The organism is Mesorhizobium sp. M0761 (assembly GCF_040320205.1).
GTDB lineage: Bacteria > Pseudomonadota > Alphaproteobacteria > Rhizobiales > Rhizobiaceae > Mesorhizobium.
Window position 1 is genome coordinate 31,143 of the sequence record NZ_JAMYPF010000025.1, and the last position, 23,933, is coordinate 55,075.

Genomic DNA, 23,933 nt, shown 5'->3' on the forward strand with positions numbered 1-23,933 from the left:
GTTGAAATCGCGCAAATACCCACCTATTTGGTCGTTTCGACCGCAAAAGGCAGCCATTCGAACAGCTCCAGTATATAGGAATATATGCCTCTTGTCAAGGCTTTCCACTAAAAGAGCTAGTTTGGCGGCCACCGAGGTGAAGTTGGATGGGTGCGAAATTCACTTGCCGAAATGACTGCTAAGCGATGCAATCGCCGCGCCTTTGATGCATAGTTGCTTGGGGAACAGGGCGGGGCGATGCGTGATAGCTGGCATTCGAAGAACAATTGCGCTGAGCAGCTTGGTCGCAACCGCTGTCGCTTACTTTGTTTCCCCGATGTTCGGGGCAACCAAGCTAGCATTCTCCTACTGCGAGCCGATCTCGATTGCTGACTTCAGGCTCCGCTGGCTCTCAACCGATGAGATCGCGGCGAAGATTGAGGAAGCGATTGCTGAGAAGGATTTCTCCGACGCAACCAAGCTCGTCGAGATCGGAACCGAGCAAGGCCACACGTTCAATTCCGAGCTGATCGCGCGAACGAAAGAAGGAATGCTTCAAGCCGGATGGCGGAATGCTAATGATTTTGTTTCCGGCTTTTTGTCGGGCAACGTCAAGACATTTGGCAGTGTGCCCGGAGCGATCCTCGCGGACTACGTTGGCTTTGGCGACATAAGGGACGCAACTATCGAAGGTGAGAAGGCGATCAAAGGCGAAGATTATGACCGGATTACCCTAGGCGCTTCGGTCTTCGGCATTCTGACAGTGGTACCCGGCACGGGGACGTTAGACGTTGGCACTTCAGTTGTGAAAAATGCCAACAAGGCGAAGAAGCTGACCGCCCCGATGGTCCGCTTCCTCAAGAAAACGTTTGCCAATTTGGTGGACTTGGACGCGTTGAAAAGCCCCCTTTCAACGGCCGACCCACTGTTCAAAATGCCAAGCATCAGTTCGATCTTGCGCCTGAGAGACAAGATATCTGTCAGGGAGATTGAGGATTTGGATTTCTCAAGGCTAAAGGCTGCAGCCAGTGAAATCGGCCCCATAGACACCAACGCTATTCGGAAAAAATTCAATGGGGTTCTTCGGCCAGAAGAGTTGGAAGAGGTGGCGAAATTTACAGGTGGAGTTTCGACTGTAGCCTACGGCGGTGGCCTAAAGGCTGCTTTTCAAGCGCTGTCAAAATCGGACAATCCGACAGACCTAGCCCGTTACGGGATGTTGGCTAAGAAGGCAGGAAAGCGCTCGTCACCTATAATTCGTCTGCTTGGCAAGAGCGGCATCTACTTGGGCAAGCTGGTCTATGCAATCATTGGCGCGGTGATCTACGCTGTAGTGTGGGTGCTTGGTGCGGTCTGGTCAGTGTTTGCGTTTGTCCGCAACTTGCGAAGGCTACGCTGAGGTTGGGAGGGGTCGAGATTGGCGAAGCGGTCTACATTAGCGCTCGTGGCGGCTGGAGTCGGTAGCGCAGCAGTTGCAGGCTACGGCCTATCAATTGGCAGAGACCTTTGGAAAACGACCAAACGGAGCTCAGCTGTCATTCTGGTTGCCGTCGCCTTGTTTGGCGCTGTTGCGCTCCCGGTTGTCGGTGGACGGGCACTGGTAAGAGGCCATGATCGAGGACCGATTGCTAGTCTTCTTGTAACTTTTGTTGGCAGCATTTGTCTCATTCTCTTGGGCTTTGGGCTTGCTTTTTGCTTGCTTGGATACCTGACGTACGATGAAACCCTGCCAAACGCTGGGCTCCATGCAACCGCACTGGTCTGTGCCGCAATCACAGCAGCCTTCGTAGCGATAGGTTTGATGTGGGGAGCGGCTCAGCGCTCCAGCCGCCTACGAACATTTGCCGTCTCCAAGGCAAATCAGGAATTTCTGGACAGCATCGGATTTAAAGAGACCGGTGGTGAGGACATAACCCACTACGACCCCTCTGGGCAGGCGTTACGACTGCTTGAGCATCATAAAGATCGACTGGTTTTCATGGCGGTCGGCCGACGCGGGAAGCGGGCATTTATTGACTTGGACGAGGTCGGACGAATGACGGTTTATACCGGCATCGGGTGACCAACCTGACCGCGTAGGTCGCGCCTACGTCGACCGATCAACCCGTCTTTCGCTTGCGAAACGTCGCTGCGGTTTTGGCTACGCAGCCGACTATGGGCAGTGCACCAGTCTTTTCGTAATCGAGCGCGTACATCTTCTGCCCAACCAGATACCCAGCCGTGACAGTCCCGTCGTTGTGGGAGCCGTAGTCTTTGCCGAGCTTCGCTTTGATCAATGGATCGACCGCTTCTAGCGGAGGCCGACCCTTCGCCGCAGCATCCAACATCTTCTCGACGTTCTCTGGGTTGTTGATGATGATCTCCATAGCCCGATACGTCGGATCGCCGTGGGCGAGAGATTGGTCCTTCTGATACGGCGATCCTGTGGCTTTCAACATTTCAATTATAGCCTCCGCTTCGGGTCCGCCCTTCTTGAGGCAGTTCTTGTAGATCTGGTCACGCTCTTCGAGCGTTTTGGCTTTCAGTTTGTCAATCGTGTACATGTTTTCCCCTCAGGCCTTGGCTTCGTATTCTTTGGGATCAACCAGTTTGCGCAGCTGAACGCCGATGTTCATGCGCTGTTGGCCTGGATTGAGTTTGTCATAGCGTTTTTCGATGCCATATTTTTTGGCTACGGCATAAAGCCGTTCCAGAAGCAGATCGCCGTTTTCATCTCGAACCTGCTTGTTGAGCCACACGTTGAACGCGCTGTTCTTGGTGTTCTTAACCCAAGCTTCCCGCTGCTCCCGTGTGATTTTCATAGTCCGAGGATCGCTACCTACGAGACGATAGGTCGTCCCGCTTGTGAACAGGCTAGGACGAGTTATGCGCAGGGCTGAACGCTCCGGTTCAAACCCGAGTGCAAACATTACCTGCCTAACCATATGACCTATCATCTGCTTCACGCGGTCGTCTGAGATGTCTTCACCAAACTCAGCAATAAGGCCTGCCGCCAACGGTTCCACCGCAGCCCGCTCTAGCAAAGTAGCTGTTTCCATCCTGATTTGGTTGTCATACTCCTTCAGATAAGCCCAAATTTCCTTGCCTAGTTCGGTGTCTGCCAGATCACGAAAATTCTGTGGCTGATATTCCAGGGCATCCAATTTTGCGGGCATGCGATCCTCCATCTGCGACACCCGTCATATATACATCTATTCCTGACAGGTGTCAATAGTACATGTCCAAGCAGCCGCACTTGGTGGCCACGTCAGGCTTTCGCCCCGCGAACCCGGGCTTAAGATTCAGTCCCAGCTTGGCATCAATCACGTAGTACCGACCGCGATGGTATCCCGCCTGTGACACGGTGCGTGATTCCGCTTGTGCCGTTAAGGCCTAGTCCCAAGCTGCCGAGCTAAATCGGTGTGGCAGCTTTGATTATGATCGGCCGCACCTTGAAACGCTAAATCTTCTGGTCTCCCATGGGCGAGAGGGTGCTAACGAACAAATCAAAATCGAAGACGAGTAGCCGAGCTTTGATTGAACCGCCTCCTACGCGAACGCGAACCTGCGCCGTCGCTTTTCCACCTTGACCGGCCTTTGTCGCCCCCGCCATCTGCAAATCGATCAGCAAACGTTGCGCAAGCGGACCTGCCATCTGCTGGATGAATTCATTCCGAAGGAACACGTTACGGTCGTTTGCCCGACGAAACCCGACGAAATGCGCGTTGTCCACAAACTCTGGGACTACCCCCATTTGATAGGTCGGGATAACTGAACTATCACGAACTCTCCCGACCAGCGCGGCTCGAATTGCATCCAGCGAAGCGCTCTCTGACCGACGACTGTTAAGGTAGTTGTCCAGTACTCGGCAGCACACTGCCATGGGGTGGTCCTTCGACCACGGAAGGTTGCCCGTCTTGACTGCCAACATTCCGCCCGCATAAACAGCGCCGATTTTTCGAGCTATACGACGCTCCTCTGCAGAACCCTCAGGCAACGATACCGATACGAACTCTTCTATGCCTTGAGTCACGACGGCCGGTAGAACATTGCGTTGCCGAACAAGCTTGGAGAGCCACCTTTTTCCGACCACACCATGATGATGCTCGGTGGCCTCTTTGATCGCTTCGGACCGACGGGCAAGCGAAACAGGCGATGACATCGGTGGAGAGCGGTCCCACACCCCACCCTTGATGGGATCAACAGCGATATCAATCCATCGCGCTTCATCTCCAGCTGTCGGTTCTTTGTGATCTCGCGCGAACTGTTCGCGCAGAGTACGAGGTGAAGTGCTCAAGGCCATGGCAGACCATTCCAGCGGAGACAAACCCTCGCGAACAACGTCGGAGTTCCTCGCTGATCGTCCAGCGGTAATGACGTGGAGTTGCTTACTCAAAAATTCGGATACACGCCGACCGTCATTTCGAAGTCTCTCGAGATCGTCAATGACAAAAGGCAGATCGCTAAAAGCCGCAGCGCTTTCCTCCAACGCGCGCGGCGATACGTTCCAGTCTGTGAGTTTTCTCGGTGCTGAATAAATAGATAGCGCTGCACGTAACCCGGTTGTCTTGCCTGTCGATGTTTTTCCAGAAAAATTGAAGATTGCACCTTCGTCTAGCGAGGCGAAGCGAGCCAGAGGTGCAGCAAACGCGACCATTATTGCGAAGGATATCGCCGTCGAGGCCGTGGCGGGTTCAGCAATATTCTTAAACCACGTATCCAATGTCCCCCTTTGGCTCAAAGTGGGCGCGGTCGAGGCAACACGGGAGTTCAAGCGCATGTTGGTAGGCGCTTGGTCGTTGAAACAAGAAAGAGGGCCGGAATAGTTCCGTCCAATAGGTTCCGAGCCGAGCAGAAAATCGTTGCCGTGCCATCCAGAACGACCCGCCAAGAGACCTGCCTGATCAGGAATTTGCGCGACAAGTCCGCGGATGAAATTCCCGCCTTCGCCAGATGCCAGTGGTAAGACGGCTCCGGCATTTCTGAGCGCCGCGGAAATCTGTTTCGGTGATTCAATCGCTGCCATTGGCAACATCACCTCTTCTCTCTCGCCATTGGCGCTAAGGAAGGCCAATGCGATGAAGTGCTGCTTAGAGTCCCCGTCAATCCACCGGGAAACATTCCAATCAGACGTATCCTTGGCGTTCTCTATTTTCGATTGTGCACTCAATGGATTTCTCCTCCGCAGGGCGTTGTGGGTTTGGGGTGAGGCAGGTGAGGCAAGTGCACCGGCCGTCAAATTGGAAGTCCGTGAAGCAGATTGCTTTGGCTCACCTGCCTCACTTGCCTCACCTGCCTCACTGTTTGGGCAAGGGGGCTGGTGGCCTATATGAGGATCGCATTTCAGTGTTGTACCGGGGCCGCAGTGTTGCTGTTTTTCCCTCGGGGCAGATTCGACCGGCACTAAGATCGTGGACAACTTAGGGCTCGCCGGTGGCTTCTTTGCTACCATTGAAGCGGAACCCTGAGTCGACCTTCTACACGTTGTCGCCGACAGATCGGCTGTTAGCCGGAAGGTCCCAGCGTCACATCTTATTCCAACTAAGATGAGGCGCTCAGTCCATCGATGGAGCCCGAGGTTGGAAACCAATTCACGTCGCTCCGAAGCGTTTGGCGATTGGCGTTGTCCCGCATCGTCTTCCGAGATCCTGGACTTCTTCTGTAGAGGCTGCTTGAACGCATACGACGAGACCCGGAAGAAGTCCCGCCTGCTCCGGCGGACCGCCTTAACAAGCTGGGGACGGTTGTAATGCCCATCTAAGCCGACGATCTTTTCGATTGTCTGTTCAATGACAACTCTGGGCAGGCCGGAAATCATCAGATGGAGATGAAAAGGCTTTCCCATCGGCTTGTTGGCTAGCGTCAGATATACCGTCTCGATGGAACCGAAGACGAGGACGCCGGGTATATGCTTTCGCCTCAGGCTCGCCACAAGGTTATTGATGATTAGGTGATTGCGCAGACGGCCGAACGGTTTCATATCTCCTGCTTCGATGTTCCAGCCTCCGACACGAACGGTCGCGAAATGCCACTGGAGTCGATGGAGATGTTGGCGATCAATGAAGTCGAGCAGCTTTATCCGCAACTTTCGGATGCAAACAGCACATAAGCCTGACCGACAGGGCCGAGCGTCGGAGCATGTTCGCGATGCAGCTTCGTCCCAGCCAAGACGTCGGAACGCATTTGCGGTATTGTGCCGGTCAACAGCGCACCAGTCAGGTCTTTCAAATTGCGGAAGCAACTGGGGCCAGCTTAACGGAGAGATCATGATTGCTCTCCGCGATTACGTGTTCTTGTACGTTCGCTGCCCTGCAGGAACTCTTGAGGGTCCATAATCCGAGATGAGACGGTTCGGCTGATTTTGATGTACCGAGGACCAAGACCGCTGACACGCCAGCGCGCAGGTGTCCTCAAAACAGCAGCAGCCGCAGGCGGGCGCAAAAGGTCGTCGGGCCGGTATCGCGGCGAAGGTGTCTGATATCGGCGAGCGCTCAGTTTGAGCAAGCCTTTTCGCTCCAACACCTCGATGAGGTTGAGGATCGCGTAGTCCATGGATTTTGTTGGTTCAGCCATGTGGACGCTCCGTCGTTGGAGCCGGGCTGCTTGCGATTTTGGCAAATATGCCGCTCGCCGCAGCCCGACTCATGGATTGAGTTGGACTAGGACGAGACGGCCGTTCGGGTAACCGGAGGCCAACCCTTTCAGGCTTGCCGTTGACTCTACCCCCCACTACCCGCGCGATTTCAGGGGCAAAGTCGCTGTCTCTAAATAGTTAAGCCTTGGAAGGCCAAACTAGGATGCCAAAAAGCATCATCGGACCCACCGCATGGCCGACATGGTAGAACTTGGGAAGAGCTTGGGCCGAGCACAAGAGCCTACACAGAAAATATGTCGATTCTGAAATGGTTCAGGCGTTCATGACCGGCCAGCTGCGACCCACGGCGGCTTGTCGTGAGCGCCCTATGGCTCCAGCCTTGCTAGCAGCCACAAAGATGGGGTTAGCGCGGTCTCGACGACGCCCCACATAGGTGCTACACAGGCCGAGCAAACTCGTTTTCTTTGCCATTGATTTTGTTATCTTTTTTCAGCGTTCTGCCCATTCCGCCTCTGGGCACCATCACCCTAGGGTCCATTCCGGACACATAGCTGAGCAATGCCTCCGCGCTGCACATCGCGGTGTCAGCGCCGCCAGTGAGTTGAACTCCGCCTGCAGCCATCCGAAACGCCGCGCCGATTAGCGCCGGTTATTTCAGTCCGAACTCGACCGGCGTCGGCTGACCGCCGGCCGGCCCATCGAACAGCAGAAGCGCGCGCAGCCTGCCATCGGTCTCGCCGAGCGGCAGCAGCGCTTCCGGCTTGATCTCGGCGCCATAGCCTTCGAGATCGAGAAGCTTATCGGCCTGATCGCCATCGGAGAACACTGAGTAGTCGCCGAGCTTGATGGGCTGGCCTTCGGGCGGGTCGTTGACGGGACCGGCGAGCACGAGCAGCTTTCCCTGATAGGCGAGAAGATCGCGCACGCCGCGCGCATGTCCCTCGCCGTCGACTCCGAGTTCCAGCTTCAGCAGGGTCGCGCCGCCCGGCCCGTGATCGAACAGCATGCCGAGCGGCACCGACAGGATGACGGCCCGGTTGCCCTCCAGAACCGGCCCGCGCAGCCCCGCCAAAAGGGCGCCGTCGCGCACCGCCACGCCCTCTATGGTGAGGCCGTTTTCCTCAAGCGGGCTTTGGGCGAAGGGCGCGAGCTCGGGCTGGGCGCGCACGATTGCCGGCAGTTCCGTCGATCGCCTCTTTTCCGGCTCGGCCATGAGCTTGCCGGTCGTCATATCGATCGAATCGGGCGCAAAGCGAATGCGGAAAATCTCACTGCTCGCCATGACCCTCGCCTAGACCTCGGCGGCGGCGTCGACGCCGGATTCATGGCGCGGCCGGCCATGTGAACCTATGACATAGAAGGCTCCGCCGGCGAAGGCCACGCCCTCGGCGTCCAGTTCGAGAGGCTTGCCGACGAAACTGTCGTCGATCAGCCGCACGAAATCCCCGGCGATCAGCTTACCGTCCTGCAGGATGATGATCTGTGCCCCTTGCGTCTCGTCATCGGCAATGAGGCAAAGCCGCGGGAAGCCACTTTCCGTCGCGCAGGCAATGCCGCTCACATCCTTGGAATTCTTGCTCTCCGATCCCTCGAGATTCTTCGGCTTGCCTGTCAGCTTGCCCTGGATCGTCCAAGGTTGCGGAGCCTGCGCAAGCGCCGCTCCGCTCCAGCCAACCGCCAGGCACGCAGCCACAAGCGAGGCGCTTAGTTTGCGAGAGTCAATCGACCATGTCATGGCGCTCAATCCATCCGCCGGCCCGTCAAGAACATGCCAAACGCGCGATGCGGCACAGCCGTCGGGAACGGGTGGAGCAGACGATTGACTTGCTTTGTCCGTTTTGAACAGCTTCTTCCGAAGCGCGTCGTATTTAAACGGGATCCTGCGACGCACTTCAAGTCTTTGTCTCGATACACGCTCAATTCCTTCCATGGCATTCAGGTATTTTCGAAGACGCTGAAATAGCCACTGGATTTTTACAATAGATCAAAGTAACCTTCTCCTGTCGGCTTCTCACTTTTGAATGATCGTTGTCTATTTTCGTGCGGCGCAGTAGCACTGTGCTGGGCAAATTCTGGTATTTATGGAGGCACTGGCATGTCAGGCATTGTGCGCGTGTGGATTTTTGGAATGTCGGTGCTTTTCCCGATCGCCATGAATTCGCCGAGTGCCGCGAAATCGCTCGAATGTACCTATGAGGGGCAGGCTGGCGTCGATGGCAGCCGGCTTATCGAAATCAACACAGAGCATTCGAACTATTCTTACCAGATGGTCGCATCAAACCCCGAAGATCTTGAGGCAGAGGGCAGCACTTCCTCTGACGCCACATTCGTTGAACTGGACGGCGCCCTCGCCGCTCTCGTTCATGTGAAAGGTTTGATGCAAGGGGGCGAAATCACCACCGAGACGCCGGCCCTCACAATTTTTTACGCCGGAGCGGACGGTAAGTTCGTGGAGGTGACGGACGGGGCCATCGCCAAGGGTACCTGCGTGGCCGGCAATGGCGAGGAGGCTGCACGGCAAGAGGCGCCTTCCGATACTTCTGATCCTTTTTCAGCGCCTTGGGAAAATTCGCAGAACGCAATCGTGCTCGATCCGTTCAAGGGCAACGGCATCGTCTGGGACAAAGTAAAGACGGACCGGCGCGTCGCCGCGGTTATTCACAAGGCGACGCAGGGGCTCGGCAGAGATTCCGCATATGCCACCCGCAAAGGCGAGGCAAAGGCGCTCGGTCTCAAATGGGGCTCATACCACCTCCTGACAAAAAGCGACGTTGACCGGCAGATCAGCAACTACCTCCAGGTGGTCGGAAACGATACGACAGAGACCCATGCCGTTGATGTGGAATGCCTTTCCACGTCCTCAGACTGCCAGGATGGAACGTTCAAGGTCACTTTCGTGCAGATCGAGAGCGCGCTTCGCAGGATGAAGTCGGAGACTGGACGGTTTCCGCTGCTCTATGTGAACCATTCCGTCGCCAAAGAGCTCTCCCGCCACTGGCACGGCTCGACCGAGTTCGGCGGCGTCCCGCTCTGGTATGCACGCTTCAAGCGGCACGTAACCGACTTCCCCGAAGGGCCTTGGCACGGCTACACGCTCTGGCAATTCTCCAGCGAGATAAACTGCTCTGCTGCTTCCTGCCCATACCGAGTACCGGGGACCGACCCTGACATGGACCTAAATGTCTACGGGGGGACCGTTGCGGCACTTCAGGCAGCGTGGCCTCTCGATCATTGAGTAGGCCGGGAAGCCACGGCCTGTGCCCCACAGCACGATTTGAACTGACTTGAGCGGTGGCCGCTCAAGCCTAGGCGTCGCGTTCAACGAGGATATCGGCCTCGATCGCCGCATTGACGAAGGCAGCGCGGGCATAGTGCGCCTCTTTCAGGCCTTCGAGAACGCCGAGGCAGGCCTTGCGGGCGGCGACGTGATAGCGGCCCGTCTTCGCGGGCCAGCGGTTCATCAGGATGTCGGCGGCCTGCGCCACGCGCTCCACCTTGTAGATGGTGTTTCCGGACCTGCCGAGCGCCACGCGAACCGGCTCATCGACATGCTGGTCTTGCATGCTTCCCCTCCCGAACGCGATCGCGAGTCAATTCGGCATGCACTGAAATGGTTCCAGAAACGAAAGAAGCCCGCCAGCCTGAGCCAGCGGGCTTTCTGTTGATCAGCAAGTCTCGCGCTCAGTGGAGGTCTATATCAAGTCTCGTCAGTGGATGGCGGAACGTCAATGGTTCCGCCGCCACCTGACGTAGGCGAAGCAACATGCGCCGCAAGTTTGCCCTTCCGGTGCAGGACCGGCTTTTCGTATACTTCTTTCATTGAAATATGCCCCGAGGCCCAAACGCCCGGCGCAACCCGCGCCTCCATCAGCCCAATGTCAAGCAAATACGAAAACCGGCGCAACGCGAATGACAGGCTTGCCGCGATAGGAGATGGCGGCGTCCAACATTTGCCGCCCAATGAAATCACTTTGCGCCCATCGGCCAAATGGCGGATTCGCTTTGCTTGGTGATCCCCTCCACCTAGGGCAAACTGCCTGCCGGGGCTGCAGGAGGAGAAATGCGAGCACGCGCAGCTACGATCGGCGATCTCGAAAGTGTCTTCCGTGATCTGTCCACGCGGATGTCGGACGAGTATGTGGCCGCCGGCAAGGACAGCAAGGTCGCCTACGACAATCTGATGATGAATTTGAAGGAAGGCCGAGCGCACGCGCTGGTCGAGGGCGACAAGACGGTGGCGATCGTCGCCTGGCACGAGAACAGCGACGCCGCCGACACGCTGTTTGCCGCGCAGGAGGGCTTCTTCAGCGCCGCGACGGTCCGCTTCTGCAGGCGCCACATCCGCCACATTCAGGCGCTGGCCGGCAACCTTCCCATCCACTCGCGCAGCTGGCTGCAGCGGGCCGACGTCGGCAAATGGTTCCGTGTCATCGGTTATGTCGAACGCGGCCGAGAGAACGGCGCCACTGTGTTCGAATTGCCGCCGGCACGGGGAGCGTCAGCTGCGCGGGCTGCCTAGGGCTGCGCACCCACGGATGCCATCACGGAAAAGCCCCCGCCAGGATGGCGATGGGCCAATATCGCCTGCAATGGGCTCATATCGGGGGCTCAGATATCGGGCTGATCCAGCGCCTCGAAAATCACCCGTTCCAGCGGACCGAGATCCTCTTCGATCTCGCTGACCTCAAGGCCTAAATGCCGAGCATCCAGGGCAGCTCGCGTGGTTAGGGTTCGAGCCGTTGCCTTGTCGGCAGGCAGTTCGCCCGGCAGGTGCTCGTGGATCCAGCCCTGCAGGAAATCAACGCCGCGCTCGCTCATCGATTTATCCCTTCCGTTATCTGGGGGATCATTCCCCCAGAATGACCCCAGAAGCGACGATCTGAGCCGTCAGGCTGGTGAGCCTGCCTCGCTTCACGAGCGTCGGCTTTTGGTAGATTTTCTTCATGGCGGTGCCTTTCGCGACAAATCGCTCGTCGGCAACAACGTCCGTCGCGGGGCAGCGTTCCATGGCGGGCTGTTGAGCCCGACCCCCTGACACATCGTATTTGAGAACAGCCCCGCTCCCGCGACCCGTGATGTTGATGCCGCGGCAGGTTGCGAAGCCAATGCGGGGCGTGGCATTTGTCGATGCCGATCATTGGGATGGCAAGCAGGACAATGGCACGGCCACCAGACATCGCCCGACACCAGGCCGCCAAGGCAGGCGTTAGCCTGAACCGGGCGCTTTCCAAACTCGGCCTGTGTTCGCGCAAGCAGGCCGAGCTGCTGATAGCCGAAGGGCGCGTGCGGGTTGGCGGCAAGGTGGTGCGCGATCCGTCGCTGCGTGTCGATCTCGGCCGCGACCGCATCGCTGTCGACGGCGAGCAGATCGTCGGCGAGGCAAAAGTCTACCTGATGATCAATAAGCCGCGCGGACAGGTCACCACGCGCGATGACCCGCAGGATCGTGGCACCGTCTATGACTGCCTGGTGGATCTGGAGTTGCCTTTCGTGTCGCCGGTCGGCCGCCTCGACAAGGCCAGCGAAGGCCTGTTGCTGATGACCAACGACACGCGCTGGGCCAACGGCCTGCTCGATCCGGCCTCGCATGTCGCCAAGACCTATCATGTGCAGATCGGTACCGCGCCCGACGAAGCGATGCTGGCGCGCTTTCGCGACGGAGCGATCGTCGACGGCGAACTGCTGACCGCAAGTTCGATCGAACTGCTGCGCAGCGGCGGCCGCACTGCCTGGCTGGAAATCGTGCTCGACGAGGGCCGCAACCGCCAAATCCGCCGCCTGCTCGGCGCCTTCGATGTCGAGGTGCTGAGGCTGGTCAGGGTGGCGATCGGCGGTTTGCAGCTCGGCGAGCTCGCCAAGGGCAAGGCGCGGCATCTGACGGCAGAGGAATTGGCGGTACTCGCGGGTTAAGGGGCAGCTTGCCGCGAAACCCTACTTCTGGTTCCACCTGCGTATCACCGGCTCGCTCAGATCGTGCTCATAGCCGAGGATGCTGAGGCTCGCGGTATCAAGCACGAAGTGCGCACCGCCTTCGGGTGGCAGACCGAGCCAGCGCGCGGCCAGCACGCGCAGGAAATGCGAGCTCGAAAACACCAGCACATTGCCCTCGATTGCCCGCAGCCCGGCGATGATCCTGTCGGCCCTGGCGCCGACATCCGCCGCCGACTCGCCGTCGGGACAGCCATCACGGAACAACTGCCAGCCGGGGCGCTGCACAAGAATCTCCTTGGTCTTTACGCCTTCGTAGGCGCCGTAATCCCATTCCTGCAGGTCCGGCTTCTTCACGGCAGCAGCGCCGAAACCGGCAAGCGTGCAGGTGCTGAAGGCGCGCTGCGACGGGCTCGACCACACCGCCTGGAAGGACAGATCCTTGAGCCTGTCCGCCACGCCGCGAGCCGCCGCCTCGCCCTTTGGCGTCAACGGTATGTCGGTGCGGCCGGTGTGTTTTCCCGAAGCGCTCCACTCCGTCTCGCCGTGACGGACGAGGTAGATTTCGGGGTACGGATTGCTCATGGGCCGGCCTTTCGGTTTTACGTCCGCACCCTACCCGGGAGGGCCCGGCCAGCGCCAGCCGCGTGCAGGCGGAAAAGGAAAGGCCGCAACCGAATCGGCTGCGGCCTTGTGCTCAAACGTCAGTGCCCGGAGCGGTCAGGCGGGCTGCAGATCGCCCGACAGCGCCAGGTCGGCTTCCTCGGACAATGTGCCGGCCATGGCGGCGGCGAACTTGGTCTGGTCGAGTTCGCCTTCCCAGCGCGCCACGACGATCGTCGCCACTGCATTGCCGACGAAGTTGGTCAGCGCCCGGCATTCCGACATGAAGCGGTCGACGCCGAGGATCAGTGCCATGCCGGCGACCGGCACAGTAGGCACCACCGAGAGCGTGGCGGCCAGCGTGATAAAGCCGGCGCCGGTGATGCCGGCGGCACCCTTGGAGCTCAGCATGGCGACGAGCAGCAGCAGGATCTGGTCGCCATAGGTGAGCGGCGTATCGGTCGCCTGGGCGATGAACAGCGCCGCCAGCGTCATGTAGATGTTGGTGCCGTCGAGGTTGAAGGAATAGCCGGTCGGGATGACCAGGCCGACCACCGAGCGGTTGCAGCCGGCGCGCTCCATCTTGGCCATCAGGCCGGGAAGAGCGGCTTCCGAGGACGAGGTGCCGAGCACCAGCAGCAGCTCTTCCTTGATGTAGCGGATCAAGGCGAGGATCGAGAAGCCGTTGTACCAAGCGACAGCGCCGAGCACGACCAGCACGAAGAGCAGCGACGTCAGGTAGAAGGTGCCGATCAGAAAGGCGAGGTTGGCAATCGCGCCGATGCCGTATTTACCGACGGTGAAGGCCATGGCGCCGAAGGCGCCGATGGGGGCGGCCTTCATCAGGATGGCGACCAGGCGGAAGATAGGCGAGGTCAGCGCCTGCAGGAAATCGACGACCGGGCGGCCGCGCTCGCCGACCAGAGCGAGGGAGATGCCGAACAGCACCGAGAAGAACAGCACCTGCAGGATGTCGCCTTGCGCGAAGGCGCCGGTAATGGTGTCGGGGATGATGTTGAGCAGGAAGCCGACGATGGTCGTGTCATGCGCCTTCTCGGTGAAGGTGGCGACCTTCGAGGGATCGAGCGTCGCCGCATTGATGTGCATGCCGGCGCCCGGTTGGACGACGTTGGAGACGACCAGACCGACGACCAGCGCCAGCGTCGAAAACACCAGGAAGTAGATGATCGCCTTGCCGGCGACGCGGCCGACTTTTTTCAGGTCGGAAACGCCGGCAATGCCGGTCGTCACCGTCAGGAAGATGACCGGCGCGATCACCATCTTGACCAGCTTGATGAAGGCGTCTCCGAGCGGCTTCAGCGAAGCACCGAGTTCGGGATAGAAATGACCAAGCAGCACGCCGGCGGCGATCGCCGTCAGGACCTGCACGTAGAGATGACGGTAAAAGGGTAGCTTGCCGCGCGGTTCGGCGGCAGCGAATGCTGGCTGCATGACGTCCTCCATGGCGCCCCGATCGAAAGCTCGACCTCCCGGGGCAGTTGTTTTCCGCAGCCTTGCGACTGCTGTATTGGTCACTGCAACTGCCGTGCCAGACTGTGCGGCATACCGCAGCCATTGATTTTGTTGGGTATTCGTCCGATCGAGGCTGCTGCCGCTCAACGCAAGTGCGGACATCCGCATGACTGAATTGTGCTTTGTGCGAAATCATGCACAAATAGGGAATGCTGCAACGCCCTGCCGCGGTCCTGTCGCCGACGCCCGAGCAACTCGGCAAATGCGCGCGTCGCGCCTGGCTGCTGTTTGCGGCGATCGCGCTGGTGATCGTTGCCACGGCGCTCACCGGCGCCGGCCTCTACGCGCGCCGCGCCGAGGTCGCGGCACTGGCGGCGCAAGGCCGCACCGATGCCAATCTGAAGGTTGCGTTGCTGCGCGCCGTGCTGGAAAGCCCGCGGGCGCTGCCGCTGCTCTTGTCCGAGGACCAGCAGGTGCATGACGCCCTGCAGAACAAGGGCGCTGTCACGATCGACGTGCTCAACCGCAAGCTCGAAGGGCTGGTCTCCGGCACCAAGGCTTCGGTGCTTTACGTCACCGGCGTCGACGGGTTTGCGATCGCCTCCAGCAACTGGCGCGAAACAACCAGCTTCGTCGGCAACGACTATGGTTTCCGCGCCTATTTCTCCGGCGCCATGCAATCGGGAACGGCCGAATATTTTGCGCTGGGCAACATCAGCAAGCGCCCGGGCCTCTATATTTCGCGTCGCGTCGGCAATGCGGCGGCACCGCTCGGCGTCGTCGTCGTCAAGATGGAATTCGACCAGCTTGAAGCCGACTGGCATGAGGCCAACCGGCCGGCCTATGTCAGCGACGACCACGGCGTCGTGCTGATCACCAGCGTGCCGTCCTGGCGCTTCATGACCACCGCGCCGCTGACCGGCCCGGTGGCTGCCGCCATCCGGAGCAGCCAGCAATTCGGCAACGCGCCGCTGATCCCCTTGCCGATCACACGCCCCGAGGCATTGAGCCCTGACGTGTCGATGGTGCATGCGATAACACCGGGCGGCAGCGATGCCGAATATCTCAGGCTTTCGACACTGGTCCAATCGACGCCATGGCGGCTCGATTATCTCGTGCCGGTCGAAGCGCCGATCGCGGCTGCGGTGCGTGAGATGCGGCTGCTGGCGCTGGGCGTCGTGGTGCCGTTGCTGGCGCTGGCCGGCTATCTCCTGTGGCGCCGTCAGTCGGCGCAGATGCGCATCGCCGCCGAACAGGCAGCGCGCATCGAGCTCGAGCGCCGCGTCGTCGAGCGTACGCATGACCTCAGCCTGGCTCGCGACCGGCTGCAGGCCGAGATCACCGATCACCGCAGCACCGAAGCCAAGCTTCAGGTCATGCAGCAGGAACTGGTGCAGGCCAACCGTCTTGCTACCCTCGGCCAGGTTGCCGCCGGCGTCGCGCATGAGATCAACCAGCCGGTGGCGACCATCCGCGCCTATGCCGACAATGCGCGTGTGTTCCTGGAGCGCAAGCAGACCGCCTCGGCCGAGGAGAACCTTGGAGCGATTGCCGCGCTGACCGAGCGCATCGGCGGCATCACCGAAGAGTTGAAGGTCTTTGCCCGCAAGGGGCGCACGGCAGCCGAACCGGTCGAACTGCGCGGCGTCATCGAGGGCGCCGTGGTGCTGCTCAGAAGCCGCTTTGCCGGCCGGCTGGACGCGCTCGATATCACGCTGCCGCCGGTAACGCTCAAGGTGATGGGCAACCGGCTGCGGCTCGAACAGGTACTGATCAACCTGTTCCAGAATGCGCTGGAAGCGCTGGACGGTCGCGACGGCGCCAGGGTGCAGGTGTCGGCGCAGGAGACGGCCGACGGCGTGGCTCTTGCCGTCGCCGACAATGGGCCGGGCATTTCGCCTGCCATCCTCAACTCATTGTTCACGCCGTTCAACACCTCGAAGGAAAAGGGCCTCGGGCTCGGCCTCGTCATCTCGCAGGACATCGTCGCCGACTATGGCGGACGCATCGAGGTGGTGAGCGGCCAGGCCGGCACGCGCTTTACCATTCACCTCGCCAGGGCAGCATGATGGACACCGCACCGGTCGTATTGATCGACGACGACAGCGAATTGTTGAGGGCCACTCGGCAGACGCTGGAACTCGCTGGTTTTTCCGTCTCGGCCTTTGCGGTGGCGGCCGAGGCGCTGGCCGGGCTCGACGCCAATTTTCCCGGCGTGGTGGTGTCCGACATCCGCATGCCCGGCATTGACGGCCTGCAGCTCTTCGACCGCGTCTTGCAGCTTGATGCCGACATTCCGGTCATTCTGGTCACCGGGCATGGCGACATCGCGGTTGCGGTCAAGGCGATCAAGGACGGCGCCTACGACTTCATCACCAAGCCGTTCGCCGCCGACCGGCTGGCGCAAAGTGTGGCGCGGGCGGCGGAAAAACGCCGACTGGTGATGGAGAACCGCGCGCTGCGCGAAAGCGCCGAACAGGCGCAGGACGGCCTGCCGCTGATCGGCCAGACGCCGGCGATGGAGCGGCTGCGCCGCACGCTGCGGCAGATCGCCGACACCGATGTCGACGTGCTGGTGACTGGCGAGACCGGCTCCGGCAAGGAGGTGGTGGCGAGCCTGCTGCACCGCTGGAGCCGCCGCGCCAAGGGCAATTTCGTGGCGCTGAATTGCGGCACGCTGCCGGATACGGTGATCGAAAGCGAACTGTTCGGCCATGAGGCCGGCGCCTTCACCGGCGCACAGAAGAAGCGCATCGGCCGCATCGAGCATTCGAGCGGCGGCACGCTGTTTCTCGACGAGATCGAAAGCATGCCGGCCTCGACCCAGGTGCAGATGCTGCGGGTGCTGGAAATGCGCGAGGTGACGCCGCTCGGCACCAATGAAATCCGGCCGGTCGACCTGCGCGTCGTCGCCGCCGCCAAGGTCGATCTCGGCGATGCCAGCCGGCGCGGCGCCTTCCGCGAGGATCTCTACTACCGGCTCAATGTGGTGACGATCTCGATCCCGCCGCTGCGCGAACGCCGCGACGACGTCGCCCTGCTGTTCTTCTACTTCGCAGAGCGTGCAGCCGCCCGCTTCCGCCGGCAAATGCCAGCCGTGCCTGCCTCAGTGCACCGCCATCTGAGCCAGCACGACTGGCCGGGCAACGTGCGTGAACTCGCGCATTTCGCCGAGCGTTTCGTGCTGGGACTCGAGGAAGCGGCGCAAGCGCCACCTTCCGCCCCGGCGGAGCCGGATGACGCCAGCTCACTGCCGGAACGGCTGGAACGCTATGAAGCCAATGTCATCCGCGAGGCGCTTGGCCGCAATGACGGCGATGTCCGGCGCACGATTGAAGCGCTCGGCATTCCGCGCAAGACCTTCTACGACAAGCTGCAGCGGCACCGCATCGTGCGCAGCGATTTTTCCAGGTAATTCATTTTCCAGGTATTCAGGCGTGTGGACCCGAAAGCAGGGTAGATTTTGTGAACCGGCGCAAAAAAACCGTGGCAAGTCGGCATCAGAAAGTGTTGAAGACCGCATCGGCGGCCTTCGGCACGGCGCGATCCGGTTGCGCTCGGCAGATGTTGATGATTTGTTGCCGGTCAGCGGAGAATGAATGATGCGAGAACCTGTCGGTCAAGATGAATATGGATCGACCAACCCGTTCGATCCGGACGATCTGACGAATTTGAACGCGATCGGCCCGGCCATGGGCGGCGGCAACGACTTCGAGAAATACGCCGTTGCCGTGATCATCGTCTTCGGCGCGCTGATCATTGGCGGGCTGATGGCCGCTTCCATGACCTTTGGTCACCGGAACGGCTTCCTGTTTGCGCTTGGCGGCGCAACCGCGGCCTGGATATCGGGCAATGCGCTGCTCCTCGACCGTCCCCGCATCTACGCGGCGTTCGTCGTGATCGCGGCGCTGATGCTCGTCGGGTCGACGCTTACGCTCGTCCTCTGATCAATCTCTTGTTTTGATCAGTAGCCAATCGCCTCGCCGGATGCGGCGCGGCTGTCGATGGCGCCGTTGTAGCGGGCGCCGCCGCCCTTCTCGATTTCCGCCAGGCTCTTGCCGCCGACAAGAATGCCGGCCGCCTGACCCCAGGTAGAATCCGCGAGATCGAGGTGGTAGCCCATGCCGGCCAGCAGTTTTTCAGTGTCGGGCGACAGGCCGAAGGGTTCGACATAGATCGTGTCGGGCAGCCATTGATGGTGGATGCGCGATGCGTCGATCGCCTCCTGGATGTTCATGCCGTGGTCGATGACGTTGACGATGGCTTCCAGCGTGATGGTGATGATGCGCGAGCCGCCGGGGCTGCCGATAACCATGAACGGCTTGCCGTCCTTGGCGACGATGGTCGGGCTCATCGATGACAGCGGCGTCTTCTTCGGCTGGATAGCATTGGCCTCTCCCTGCACGAGACCGTAGAGGTTGGGCACGCCAGGCTTCTGGGTGAAATCATCCATCTCGTTGTTGAGCAGGATGCCGGTGCCGTCCGCGACCACGCCGGCGCCGAACGAGCCGTTCAGCGTATAAGTGACCGCGACCGCATTGCCGTCATCGTCGATGATCGAATAGTGCGTCGTTTCCTTCGACTCGCCGAAGCCCTTCGGCATCAAATCCTGCGAGACGCCGGCGCGGAACGGGTCGATCTTGTCGCGGATCTCCTTGGCGTAACCCTTGTCGAGCAGTTTCGAGACCGGATTGTCGACGAAATCGGGATCGCCGAGCGCCGAGTTGCGGTCCACATAGGCGTAACGCATCGCCTCGACCATGACATGCACCGTCTCGGCCGAGCCGGCGCCAAGATAGGACAGCGGGTAGCCCTCCAGCACGTTGAGGATTTCGCAGATGATGACGCCGCCGGAGCTTGGCGGCGGCGAGGACGTGATCTCATAGCCGCGATAGGTGCAGCTCACCGGTTGCAGCTCGCGTACCTTATATTGCTCGAAGTCTGCCTTGGCCAGAATGCCGCCCCTGGCGCCGCTCGCCTTGACGATGGCGTCGGCGATGGCGCCTTTGTAGAAGGCGTCGGCGCCCTTTTCGGAGATGGCGGCGAGCGAGGCTGCAAGATCGGGCTGGAGGAGACGCTCGCCGGCGCCATAGGGTTTGCCGTCAGGCTTCAGGAAGATGGCGGCGGCGGCAGGGTCCTTCGCCAGCCGTGCGGCATTGCTTGCGAATGAAGCAGCGTCGCCCTGGTCGAGGATGAAGCCATCCTTGGCATAGGCAATTGCCGGCGCCATCAAATCCTGGCGTGGCAGCGTGCCATATTTTTCACGAGCCATCTCGAACCCTGCCACGGAACCCGGTACGCCGACCGCAAGGTAGCCATCAAGGCTGGCGCCCTTCACCGGATTGCCGTCCTTGTCGAGATACATGGTCTTGGTTGCCGCCAGCGGCGCGCGCTCGCGGAAATCGAGGAAGGTCGATTTGCCGTCCTTGAAGCGGATGGTCATGAACCCGCCACCGCCGATATTGCCGGCATTAGGGTAGACGACGGCGAGCGCATAGCCGACGGCGACCGCCGCATCGACGGCATTGCCGCCCTTCTTCAGCACCTCGACGCCGGCTTCCGACGCCAGATGCTGGGCGGTGACGACCATGCCGTGCTCGCCCTTCGCAGGTTGAGGCGATGCGGCATGGAGCGCGCCGGATGGCGCGAGCGCAATTGCGAGCGAAAGGGTGACGCCAATCAGCGTCCGGCGGGTCAAGGGCATGGCGGTGCTCCAAGTGCAGTGTGGCTAGAAGACCTACATGGAGCGGCCGAGTCCATCATCAATATGAGCGAACATATATTGGTGTTCGCCTGCTGGCGGAGGCAAGCTGATCTCCCCCCTGTGGTGGAGATTAGCCAATCTCAAACAATCCCGCCTGAACCGGCCACAACCGCCGGCCGTTCCGCCGCGACCTTCGCCCGGTAGCCCGCCGCGCGATATGCGGCGACTGGATCGATGGCGCCGCCTGTGTTCAGCCGCGCCATGGCCAGGATCGGCTCGACATCGGTGCGGTAGGCAGCTTTCAGCGTCTGCGTCGCCATCAGCGCATCATTGCCGTCTTGGAAACCCTCGAGCGCCTTGCGGTCGACCAGCAGCGCCTGCGCATAGGCGCGCTGCACCTCGACTGCCGACAGCATCAGGCTTTCGATCGGGTCGGTGACGTTGTGGCTCTGGTCGAGCATGTGGGCGGGGTCGAACCCTTCCGCGCCCGACAGTTCGGCATCGACCAGTTCGTTGAAGACCAGGAACAGCCGGTAGGGATCGATCGAGCCGGCATCGAGGTCGTCGTCGCCATATTTGGAATCGTTGAAGTGGAAGCCGCCGAGCTTTTTGAATTGGATCAGCCGCGATACGATCATCTCGATGTTGACATTGGGCGCATGGTGGCCGAGGTCGACCAGGCAGAACGCCTTGTCGCCCAGCTCCTTGGCGATCATGTAATTGGTTCCCCAGTCCTGCACGACCGTGGAGTAGAAAGCCGGCTCGTACATTTTGTGTTCGGTGAACAGCTTCCAGTCGGCGGGCAGTCCGGCATAGATCTCCTTCATCGCGTCGAGATAGCGCTCGAAGACTTTGGCGAAATTGACCTGGCCGGGGAAATTCGAGCCGTCGCCTATCCACACCGTCAGCGCTTTGGAACCAAGCGTCTTGCCGATCTCGATGCATTCCAGATTGTGCTCGACTGCCTGCCGGCGCGTGCCGGCATCGGCATGCGACAGCGACCCGAACTTGTAGGACAGTTTTTGGTCCCTGGCATCCGAGAAGGTGTTGGAATTCATGGCGTCGAAGCCGAGGCCGAAGCGCGAGGCCGCCTGCCTCAGCCGGTTCGGATCGGTCTTGTCCCACGGTATATGCAGCGAGACGGTCGGCGTCGCCTGCGTCAGTTGGCTGATGACGGCGCAGTCCTCGATCTTGTCGAAAATGTCGCGCGGCTCGCCGGCGCCGGGAAAACGGGCAAACCGCGTGCCGCCTGTGCCGACGCCCCAGGACGGAATGGCGACGGCGAATTTCTCGACCTTGTCGCGGATGGCATCGATGGCGATGCCGCGGCGGTCGAGGCGTTCGCCGAGAGAGGCGTAGTCGCGCTCGAGGTCGGGTTTGCGCTGGGCGTTGTGGCTGGAGACGAGATCGGCGGCGATGATGGTTTCGGACAAGTGCTATTCCTCCCAATGCGTTCAGTCAGCGCTGCCCCTCATCCGGCCCTTCGGGCCACCTTCTCCCCTTATAGTGACGGGGAGAAGAGAAGCGCTCCGCTCTTAACTCAGCGCGTAAAGCTCTGCGCGTTGCCGGCGTCGACGTTGATGATGTTACCGGTGGATTTGGCCGACATGTCGGAGGCGAAGAAATAAATCGCTTCGGCAATGTCTTCGGGAAACACCGAGCGCTTCAGCATCGAGCGCGAGCGGTAGTGTTCTTCCAGATCGTCGGTCGACATCTTGTAGGCGGCGGCGCGCTGTTCCTTCCACTCGCCGGTCCAGATTTTCGAGCCGCGCAGCACGGCGTCCGGATTGACGACATTGACCCGGATCTGGGCTTCGGCGCCTTCCAGCGCCAGGCAGCGAGCGAGATGGATTTCGGCGGCCTTGGCGGTGCAATAGGCGGCGGCGTTGGGCGACGCCGCAAGACCGTTCTTGGAGGCAACGAAGACGACATTGCCGCCGATCTTCTGGGCGCGGAACAGCCGGAAGGCTTCGCGCGAGACCAGGAAATAGCCGGTCGACAATATGTCCAAGTTCTTGTTCCACAGCGCCAGCGTCGTCTCCTCGATCGGCGCCGAGGAGGCGAGGCCTGCGTTGGAGACGAGAATATCAATGCCGCCGAACTCGACGGCTGTCTGGGCGAAGCCGGAAATCACCTGCTCCTCCGCGGTGACGTTGATCAGCACCGGCCGGACGAAGTCCTTGCCATAGGCTTTCGCCAGTTCGTCATTGGCGCTGGCAAGTGCGGCCTCGTCGATATCGGCCAGCACGACGCAGGCGCCTTCGCGCAGCAGTCGGCTGGCGGTGGCGCGGCCGATGCCGCCGGCGCCGCCGGTGACCAGCGCGATCTGGCCCGCGAGCGACTTCGGCTTCGGCATGCGCTGCAGCTTCAGATCCTCGAGCAGCCAGTATTCGATGTCGAAGGCTTCCTGCGCCGGCAGGCCGACATAGGACGAGACGGTCGAGGCGCCGCGCATGACGTTGATGGCATTGACGTAGAACTCGCCCGAGATGCGCGCCGTCGCCTTGTCGCCGGCGAAGGTGAACATGCCGACGCCGGGCATCAGGTAGACCACGGCGTTGGGGTCACGGATCGGGGGCGAGTCCGGATGCTTGCAGCTGTCGTAATAGGCCTGGTAGCCGACACGGTACTCAGCAATATCGTCGGCGAGTCGGGCGATAACGGCTTCGACGTCGGGCTTCGCTGGGTCGAACTCGATAACCAGCGGGCGAATTTTTGTGCGCAGGAAATGATCCGGGCATGAAGTGCCGAGCGCCGCCAGCGGGCGCAAATCCCTGGAGTTGACGAATTCGAGCACGGCGGCGGAATCGTCGAAATGGCCGAGCTTGTGGCTCTTCTCCGAAATCAGGCCGCGAATCCTCGGCATCAGTCTCGCCGCGATGGCGCGGCGCTCAGCGGCGTCGAGCGATTTGACGACTTCGCCGCCGAAGATGGCGAGACCCTCGGAGCGGCGCTCGAACCACTCGATCGCCTGGTTGATGACCGAGATCGTCGTCTCATAGCACTCCTTGGGTGTGTCGCCCCAGGTGAACAAGCCGTGGCTTTCGAGGATGACGCCCTTGGCCTCGGGGTGTTCGACGCAGAATTTCTCCAGCCAGAGGCCAAGTTCGAAGCCCGGCCGCTTCCACGGCAGCCAGCCGATGGCGTCACCGAAGATCTCCTTGGTCAACGCCTTGGAACCCTTGGCCGCGGCAATCGCGATAATGGCATCGGGATGCATGTGATCGACGAACGGCTTCGGCACATAGGCGTGCAGCGGCGTGTCGATCGAGGCCGCGCGCGGGTTGAGATTGAAGGTGCAGTGGGGAAGATAGCCCACCATCTCGTCCTCATGCGCGACGCCGCGATAAAGGCCTTTCAGCGCCTGCAGTTTGTCCATGTAAAGCGTGGCGAAACCGTCCAGCTTGATCGAGGCGCTGTCGCCGCCCGAGCCCTTGACCCATAGCACTTCGACTTCGGCGCCGGAGAGCGGGTCCTTCTGCCGGATCTTGGACGAGGTGTTGCCGCCGCCATAATTGGTGACACGCTTGTCGGAGCCGAGCGTGTTGGAGCGATAGACCAGAAGCTCAGGCTCGCTCAGCCCCTTGGCTTTAGCATCGTCCCAAAGGTTGGCAAGGCGCGAGCCGGAGCGCTTGTCGAGCATGATTATCCTCCCTGGGACGCAAAAGGCGC

22 protein-coding genes are annotated in these 23,933 nt (G+C 60.6%); 8 read left to right on the top strand and 14 right to left on the bottom strand.

The window, feature by feature from the left end; genetic code table 11:
* Positions 1 to 241 precede the first annotated feature (241 nt).
* Together NKI32_RS28375 and NKI32_RS28380 are read left to right on the top strand one after the other, a co-directional pair.
* Complete coding sequence (locus tag NKI32_RS28375) at positions 242 to 1,378, top strand: transcriptional regulator (RefSeq protein WP_353004675.1); 1,137 nt, start codon at positions 242 to 244, stop codon at positions 1,376 to 1,378.
* 18 nt (positions 1,379 to 1,396) lie between these two features.
* Positions 1,397 to 2,041, top strand: a complete 645-nt coding sequence (locus NKI32_RS28380) for a hypothetical protein (RefSeq protein WP_353004676.1) — start codon at positions 1,397 to 1,399, stop codon at positions 2,039 to 2,041.
* A gap of 37 nt (positions 2,042 to 2,078) precedes the next feature.
* Here the strand turns inward: NKI32_RS28380 and NKI32_RS28385 are convergent, their stop codons facing one another.
* The 6 genes from NKI32_RS28385 to NKI32_RS28410 all read right to left on the bottom strand — a co-directional run bounded on the left by NKI32_RS28385 (position 2,079) and on the right by NKI32_RS28410 (position 8,288).
* The gene (locus NKI32_RS28385) at positions 2,079 to 2,522 is read right to left on the bottom strand and encodes a hypothetical protein (RefSeq protein WP_353004678.1); all 444 of its coding nucleotides are present in this window, start codon (positions 2,520 to 2,522) and stop codon (positions 2,079 to 2,081) included.
* A 9-nt stretch (positions 2,523 to 2,531) separates the two neighbouring features.
* A complete protein-coding gene (locus tag NKI32_RS28390) occupies positions 2,532 to 3,134 on the bottom strand; it encodes a hypothetical protein (RefSeq protein WP_353004680.1) in 603 nt (200 codons plus the stop codon).
* A gap of 284 nt (positions 3,135 to 3,418) precedes the next feature.
* On the bottom strand, positions 3,419 to 5,128 hold the full coding sequence (locus NKI32_RS28395) for a DUF927 domain-containing protein (RefSeq protein WP_353004682.1): 1,710 nt from the start codon (positions 5,126 to 5,128) through the stop codon (positions 3,419 to 3,421).
* Positions 5,129 to 6,222: 1,094 nt separating this feature from the next.
* Positions 6,223 to 6,531: a hypothetical protein gene (locus NKI32_RS28400; RefSeq protein WP_353004684.1), complete on the bottom strand. Its 309-nt coding sequence runs from the start codon at positions 6,529 to 6,531 to the stop codon at positions 6,223 to 6,225.
* 671 nt (positions 6,532 to 7,202) lie between these two features.
* A complete protein-coding gene (locus NKI32_RS28405; RefSeq protein ID WP_352597382.1) occupies positions 7,203 to 7,835 on the bottom strand; it encodes a DUF3616 domain-containing protein in 633 nt (210 codons plus the stop codon).
* 9 nt (positions 7,836 to 7,844) lie between these two features.
* The gene (locus tag NKI32_RS28410) at positions 7,845 to 8,288 is read right to left on the bottom strand and encodes a hypothetical protein (protein ID WP_353004687.1); all 444 of its coding nucleotides are present in this window, start codon (positions 8,286 to 8,288) and stop codon (positions 7,845 to 7,847) included.
* Between the two features lie 360 nt (positions 8,289 to 8,648).
* Between NKI32_RS28410 and NKI32_RS28415 the strand changes: the two genes are divergently transcribed.
* Positions 8,649 to 9,788 (top strand): glycoside hydrolase family 25 protein, encoded by a 1,140-nt coding sequence (locus NKI32_RS28415; protein ID WP_023687388.1) that lies wholly within the window; start codon positions 8,649 to 8,651, stop codon positions 9,786 to 9,788.
* A 70-nt stretch (positions 9,789 to 9,858) separates the two neighbouring features.
* On the opposite strand, the gene NKI32_RS28420 is transcribed toward NKI32_RS28415, so the two are convergent.
* Complete coding sequence (locus tag NKI32_RS28420) at positions 9,859 to 10,116, bottom strand: DUF982 domain-containing protein (RefSeq protein ID WP_023703408.1); 258 nt, start codon at positions 10,114 to 10,116, stop codon at positions 9,859 to 9,861.
* A gap of 497 nt (positions 10,117 to 10,613) precedes the next feature.
* Here NKI32_RS28420 and NKI32_RS28425 point away from each other — a divergent pair, with 497 nt between their 5' ends.
* Positions 10,614 to 11,072, top strand: coding sequence for a hypothetical protein (locus NKI32_RS28425; RefSeq protein ID WP_023669674.1), 459 nt, complete (start codon positions 10,614 to 10,616; stop codon positions 11,070 to 11,072).
* Between the two features lie 89 nt (positions 11,073 to 11,161).
* Here the strand turns inward: NKI32_RS28425 and NKI32_RS28430 are convergent, their stop codons facing one another.
* On the bottom strand, positions 11,162 to 11,371 hold the full coding sequence (locus NKI32_RS28430; RefSeq protein ID WP_023669673.1) for a DUF768 domain-containing protein: 210 nt from the start codon (positions 11,369 to 11,371) through the stop codon (positions 11,162 to 11,164).
* A 28-nt stretch (positions 11,372 to 11,399) separates the two neighbouring features.
* Positions 11,400 to 11,561, bottom strand: a complete 162-nt coding sequence (locus NKI32_RS28435) for a hypothetical protein (RefSeq protein ID WP_023669672.1) — start codon at positions 11,559 to 11,561, stop codon at positions 11,400 to 11,402.
* Positions 11,562 to 11,710: 149 nt separating this feature from the next.
* Here NKI32_RS28435 and NKI32_RS28440 point away from each other — a divergent pair, with 149 nt between their 5' ends.
* Complete coding sequence (locus NKI32_RS28440; RefSeq protein WP_353004689.1) at positions 11,711 to 12,463, top strand: pseudouridine synthase; 753 nt, start codon at positions 11,711 to 11,713, stop codon at positions 12,461 to 12,463.
* Positions 12,464 to 12,484: 21 nt separating this feature from the next.
* On the opposite strand, the gene NKI32_RS28445 is transcribed toward NKI32_RS28440, so the two are convergent.
* Positions 12,485 to 13,066: a histidine phosphatase family protein gene (locus NKI32_RS28445; protein ID WP_353004691.1), complete on the bottom strand. Its 582-nt coding sequence runs from the start codon at positions 13,064 to 13,066 to the stop codon at positions 12,485 to 12,487.
* Positions 13,067 to 13,201: 135 nt separating this feature from the next.
* The gene (locus NKI32_RS28450; protein ID WP_502898009.1) at positions 13,202 to 14,536 is read right to left on the bottom strand and encodes a dicarboxylate/amino acid:cation symporter; all 1,335 of its coding nucleotides are present in this window, start codon (positions 14,534 to 14,536) and stop codon (positions 13,202 to 13,204) included.
* Positions 14,537 to 14,766: 230 nt separating this feature from the next.
* Here NKI32_RS28450 and NKI32_RS28455 point away from each other — a divergent pair, with 230 nt between their 5' ends.
* The 3 genes from NKI32_RS28455 (at position 14,767) to NKI32_RS28465 (ending at position 18,504) form a co-directional block, all read left to right on the top strand.
* Positions 14,767 to 16,626, top strand: coding sequence for a sensor histidine kinase (locus tag NKI32_RS28455; protein ID WP_353004695.1), 1,860 nt, complete (start codon positions 14,767 to 14,769; stop codon positions 16,624 to 16,626).
* Complete coding sequence (locus NKI32_RS28460; RefSeq protein WP_353004697.1) at positions 16,623 to 17,972, top strand: sigma-54-dependent transcriptional regulator; 1,350 nt, start codon at positions 16,623 to 16,625, stop codon at positions 17,970 to 17,972. Before NKI32_RS28455 ends, NKI32_RS28460 begins: the two co-directional genes overlap by 4 nt.
* 184 nt (positions 17,973 to 18,156) lie before the next feature.
* Entirely contained in the window at positions 18,157 to 18,504 is a 348-nt protein-coding gene (locus tag NKI32_RS28465; RefSeq protein ID WP_032885862.1) for a hypothetical protein, read from the top strand.
* 17 nt (positions 18,505 to 18,521) lie between these two features.
* On the opposite strand, the gene ggt is transcribed toward NKI32_RS28465, so the two are convergent.
* The 3 genes from ggt to NKI32_RS28480 all read right to left on the bottom strand — a co-directional run bounded on the left by ggt (position 18,522) and on the right by NKI32_RS28480 (position 23,904).
* Positions 18,522 to 20,261 carry a gamma-glutamyltransferase gene (gene ggt / locus NKI32_RS28470; RefSeq protein ID WP_023821568.1) on the bottom strand — a complete coding sequence of 580 codons (1,740 nt, stop codon included), beginning with the start codon at positions 20,259 to 20,261 and terminating at the stop codon, positions 18,522 to 18,524.
* 140 nt (positions 20,262 to 20,401) lie between these two features.
* Positions 20,402 to 21,694 (bottom strand): L-rhamnose catabolism isomerase, encoded by a 1,293-nt coding sequence (rhaI, locus tag NKI32_RS28475; RefSeq protein WP_353004699.1) that lies wholly within the window; start codon positions 21,692 to 21,694, stop codon positions 20,402 to 20,404.
* 107 nt (positions 21,695 to 21,801) lie between these two features.
* Positions 21,802 to 23,904 carry a bifunctional rhamnulose-1-phosphate aldolase/short-chain dehydrogenase gene (locus tag NKI32_RS28480; protein WP_353004702.1) on the bottom strand — a complete coding sequence of 701 codons (2,103 nt, stop codon included), beginning with the start codon at positions 23,902 to 23,904 and terminating at the stop codon, positions 21,802 to 21,804.
* Positions 23,905 to 23,933: the final 29 nt, after the last annotated feature.

What these genes read in the sequence shown, in the direction of transcription:
- NKI32_RS28435 (WP_023669672.1), bottom strand. Translation starts at nt 11,561, where the DNA reads ATGGAACGCTGCCCCGCGACGGACGTTGTTGCCGACGAGCGATTTGTC.
- NKI32_RS28445 (WP_353004691.1), bottom strand. Translation starts at nt 13,066, where the DNA reads ATGAGCAATCCGTACCCCGAAATCTACCTCGTCCGTCACGGCGAGACG.
- NKI32_RS28415 (WP_023687388.1), top strand. Translation starts at nt 8,649, where the DNA reads ATGTCAGGCATTGTGCGCGTGTGGATTTTTGGAATGTCGGTGCTTTTC.
- NKI32_RS28425 (WP_023669674.1), top strand. Translation starts at nt 10,614, where the DNA reads ATGCGAGCACGCGCAGCTACGATCGGCGATCTCGAAAGTGTCTTCCGT.
- NKI32_RS28460 (WP_353004697.1), top strand. Translation starts at nt 16,623, where the DNA reads ATGATGGACACCGCACCGGTCGTATTGATCGACGACGACAGCGAATTG.
- ggt (WP_023821568.1), bottom strand. Translation starts at nt 20,261, where the DNA reads ATGCCCTTGACCCGCCGGACGCTGATTGGCGTCACCCTTTCGCTCGCA.
- NKI32_RS28450 (WP_502898009.1), bottom strand. Translation starts at nt 14,536, where the DNA reads ATGCAGCCAGCATTCGCTGCCGCCGAACCGCGCGGCAAGCTACCCTTT.
- NKI32_RS28440 (WP_353004689.1), top strand. Translation starts at nt 11,711, where the DNA reads ATGGCACGGCCACCAGACATCGCCCGACACCAGGCCGCCAAGGCAGGC.
- NKI32_RS28385 (WP_353004678.1), bottom strand. Translation starts at nt 2,522, where the DNA reads ATGTACACGATTGACAAACTGAAAGCCAAAACGCTCGAAGAGCGTGAC.
- NKI32_RS28410 (WP_353004687.1), bottom strand. Translation starts at nt 8,288, where the DNA reads ATGACATGGTCGATTGACTCTCGCAAACTAAGCGCCTCGCTTGTGGCT.
- NKI32_RS28430 (WP_023669673.1), bottom strand. Translation starts at nt 11,371, where the DNA reads ATGAGCGAGCGCGGCGTTGATTTCCTGCAGGGCTGGATCCACGAGCAC.
- NKI32_RS28400 (WP_353004684.1), bottom strand. Translation starts at nt 6,531, where the DNA reads ATGGCTGAACCAACAAAATCCATGGACTACGCGATCCTCAACCTCATC.
- NKI32_RS28420 (WP_023703408.1), bottom strand. Translation starts at nt 10,116, where the DNA reads ATGCAAGACCAGCATGTCGATGAGCCGGTTCGCGTGGCGCTCGGCAGG.
- NKI32_RS28480 (WP_353004702.1), bottom strand. Translation starts at nt 23,904, where the DNA reads ATGCTCGACAAGCGCTCCGGCTCGCGCCTTGCCAACCTTTGGGACGAT.
- NKI32_RS28390 (WP_353004680.1), bottom strand. Translation starts at nt 3,134, where the DNA reads ATGCCCGCAAAATTGGATGCCCTGGAATATCAGCCACAGAATTTTCGT.
- NKI32_RS28455 (WP_353004695.1), top strand. Translation starts at nt 14,767, where the DNA reads ATGCTGCAACGCCCTGCCGCGGTCCTGTCGCCGACGCCCGAGCAACTC.
- NKI32_RS28465 (WP_032885862.1), top strand. Translation starts at nt 18,157, where the DNA reads ATGATGCGAGAACCTGTCGGTCAAGATGAATATGGATCGACCAACCCG.
- NKI32_RS28405 (WP_352597382.1), bottom strand. Translation starts at nt 7,835, where the DNA reads ATGGCGAGCAGTGAGATTTTCCGCATTCGCTTTGCGCCCGATTCGATC.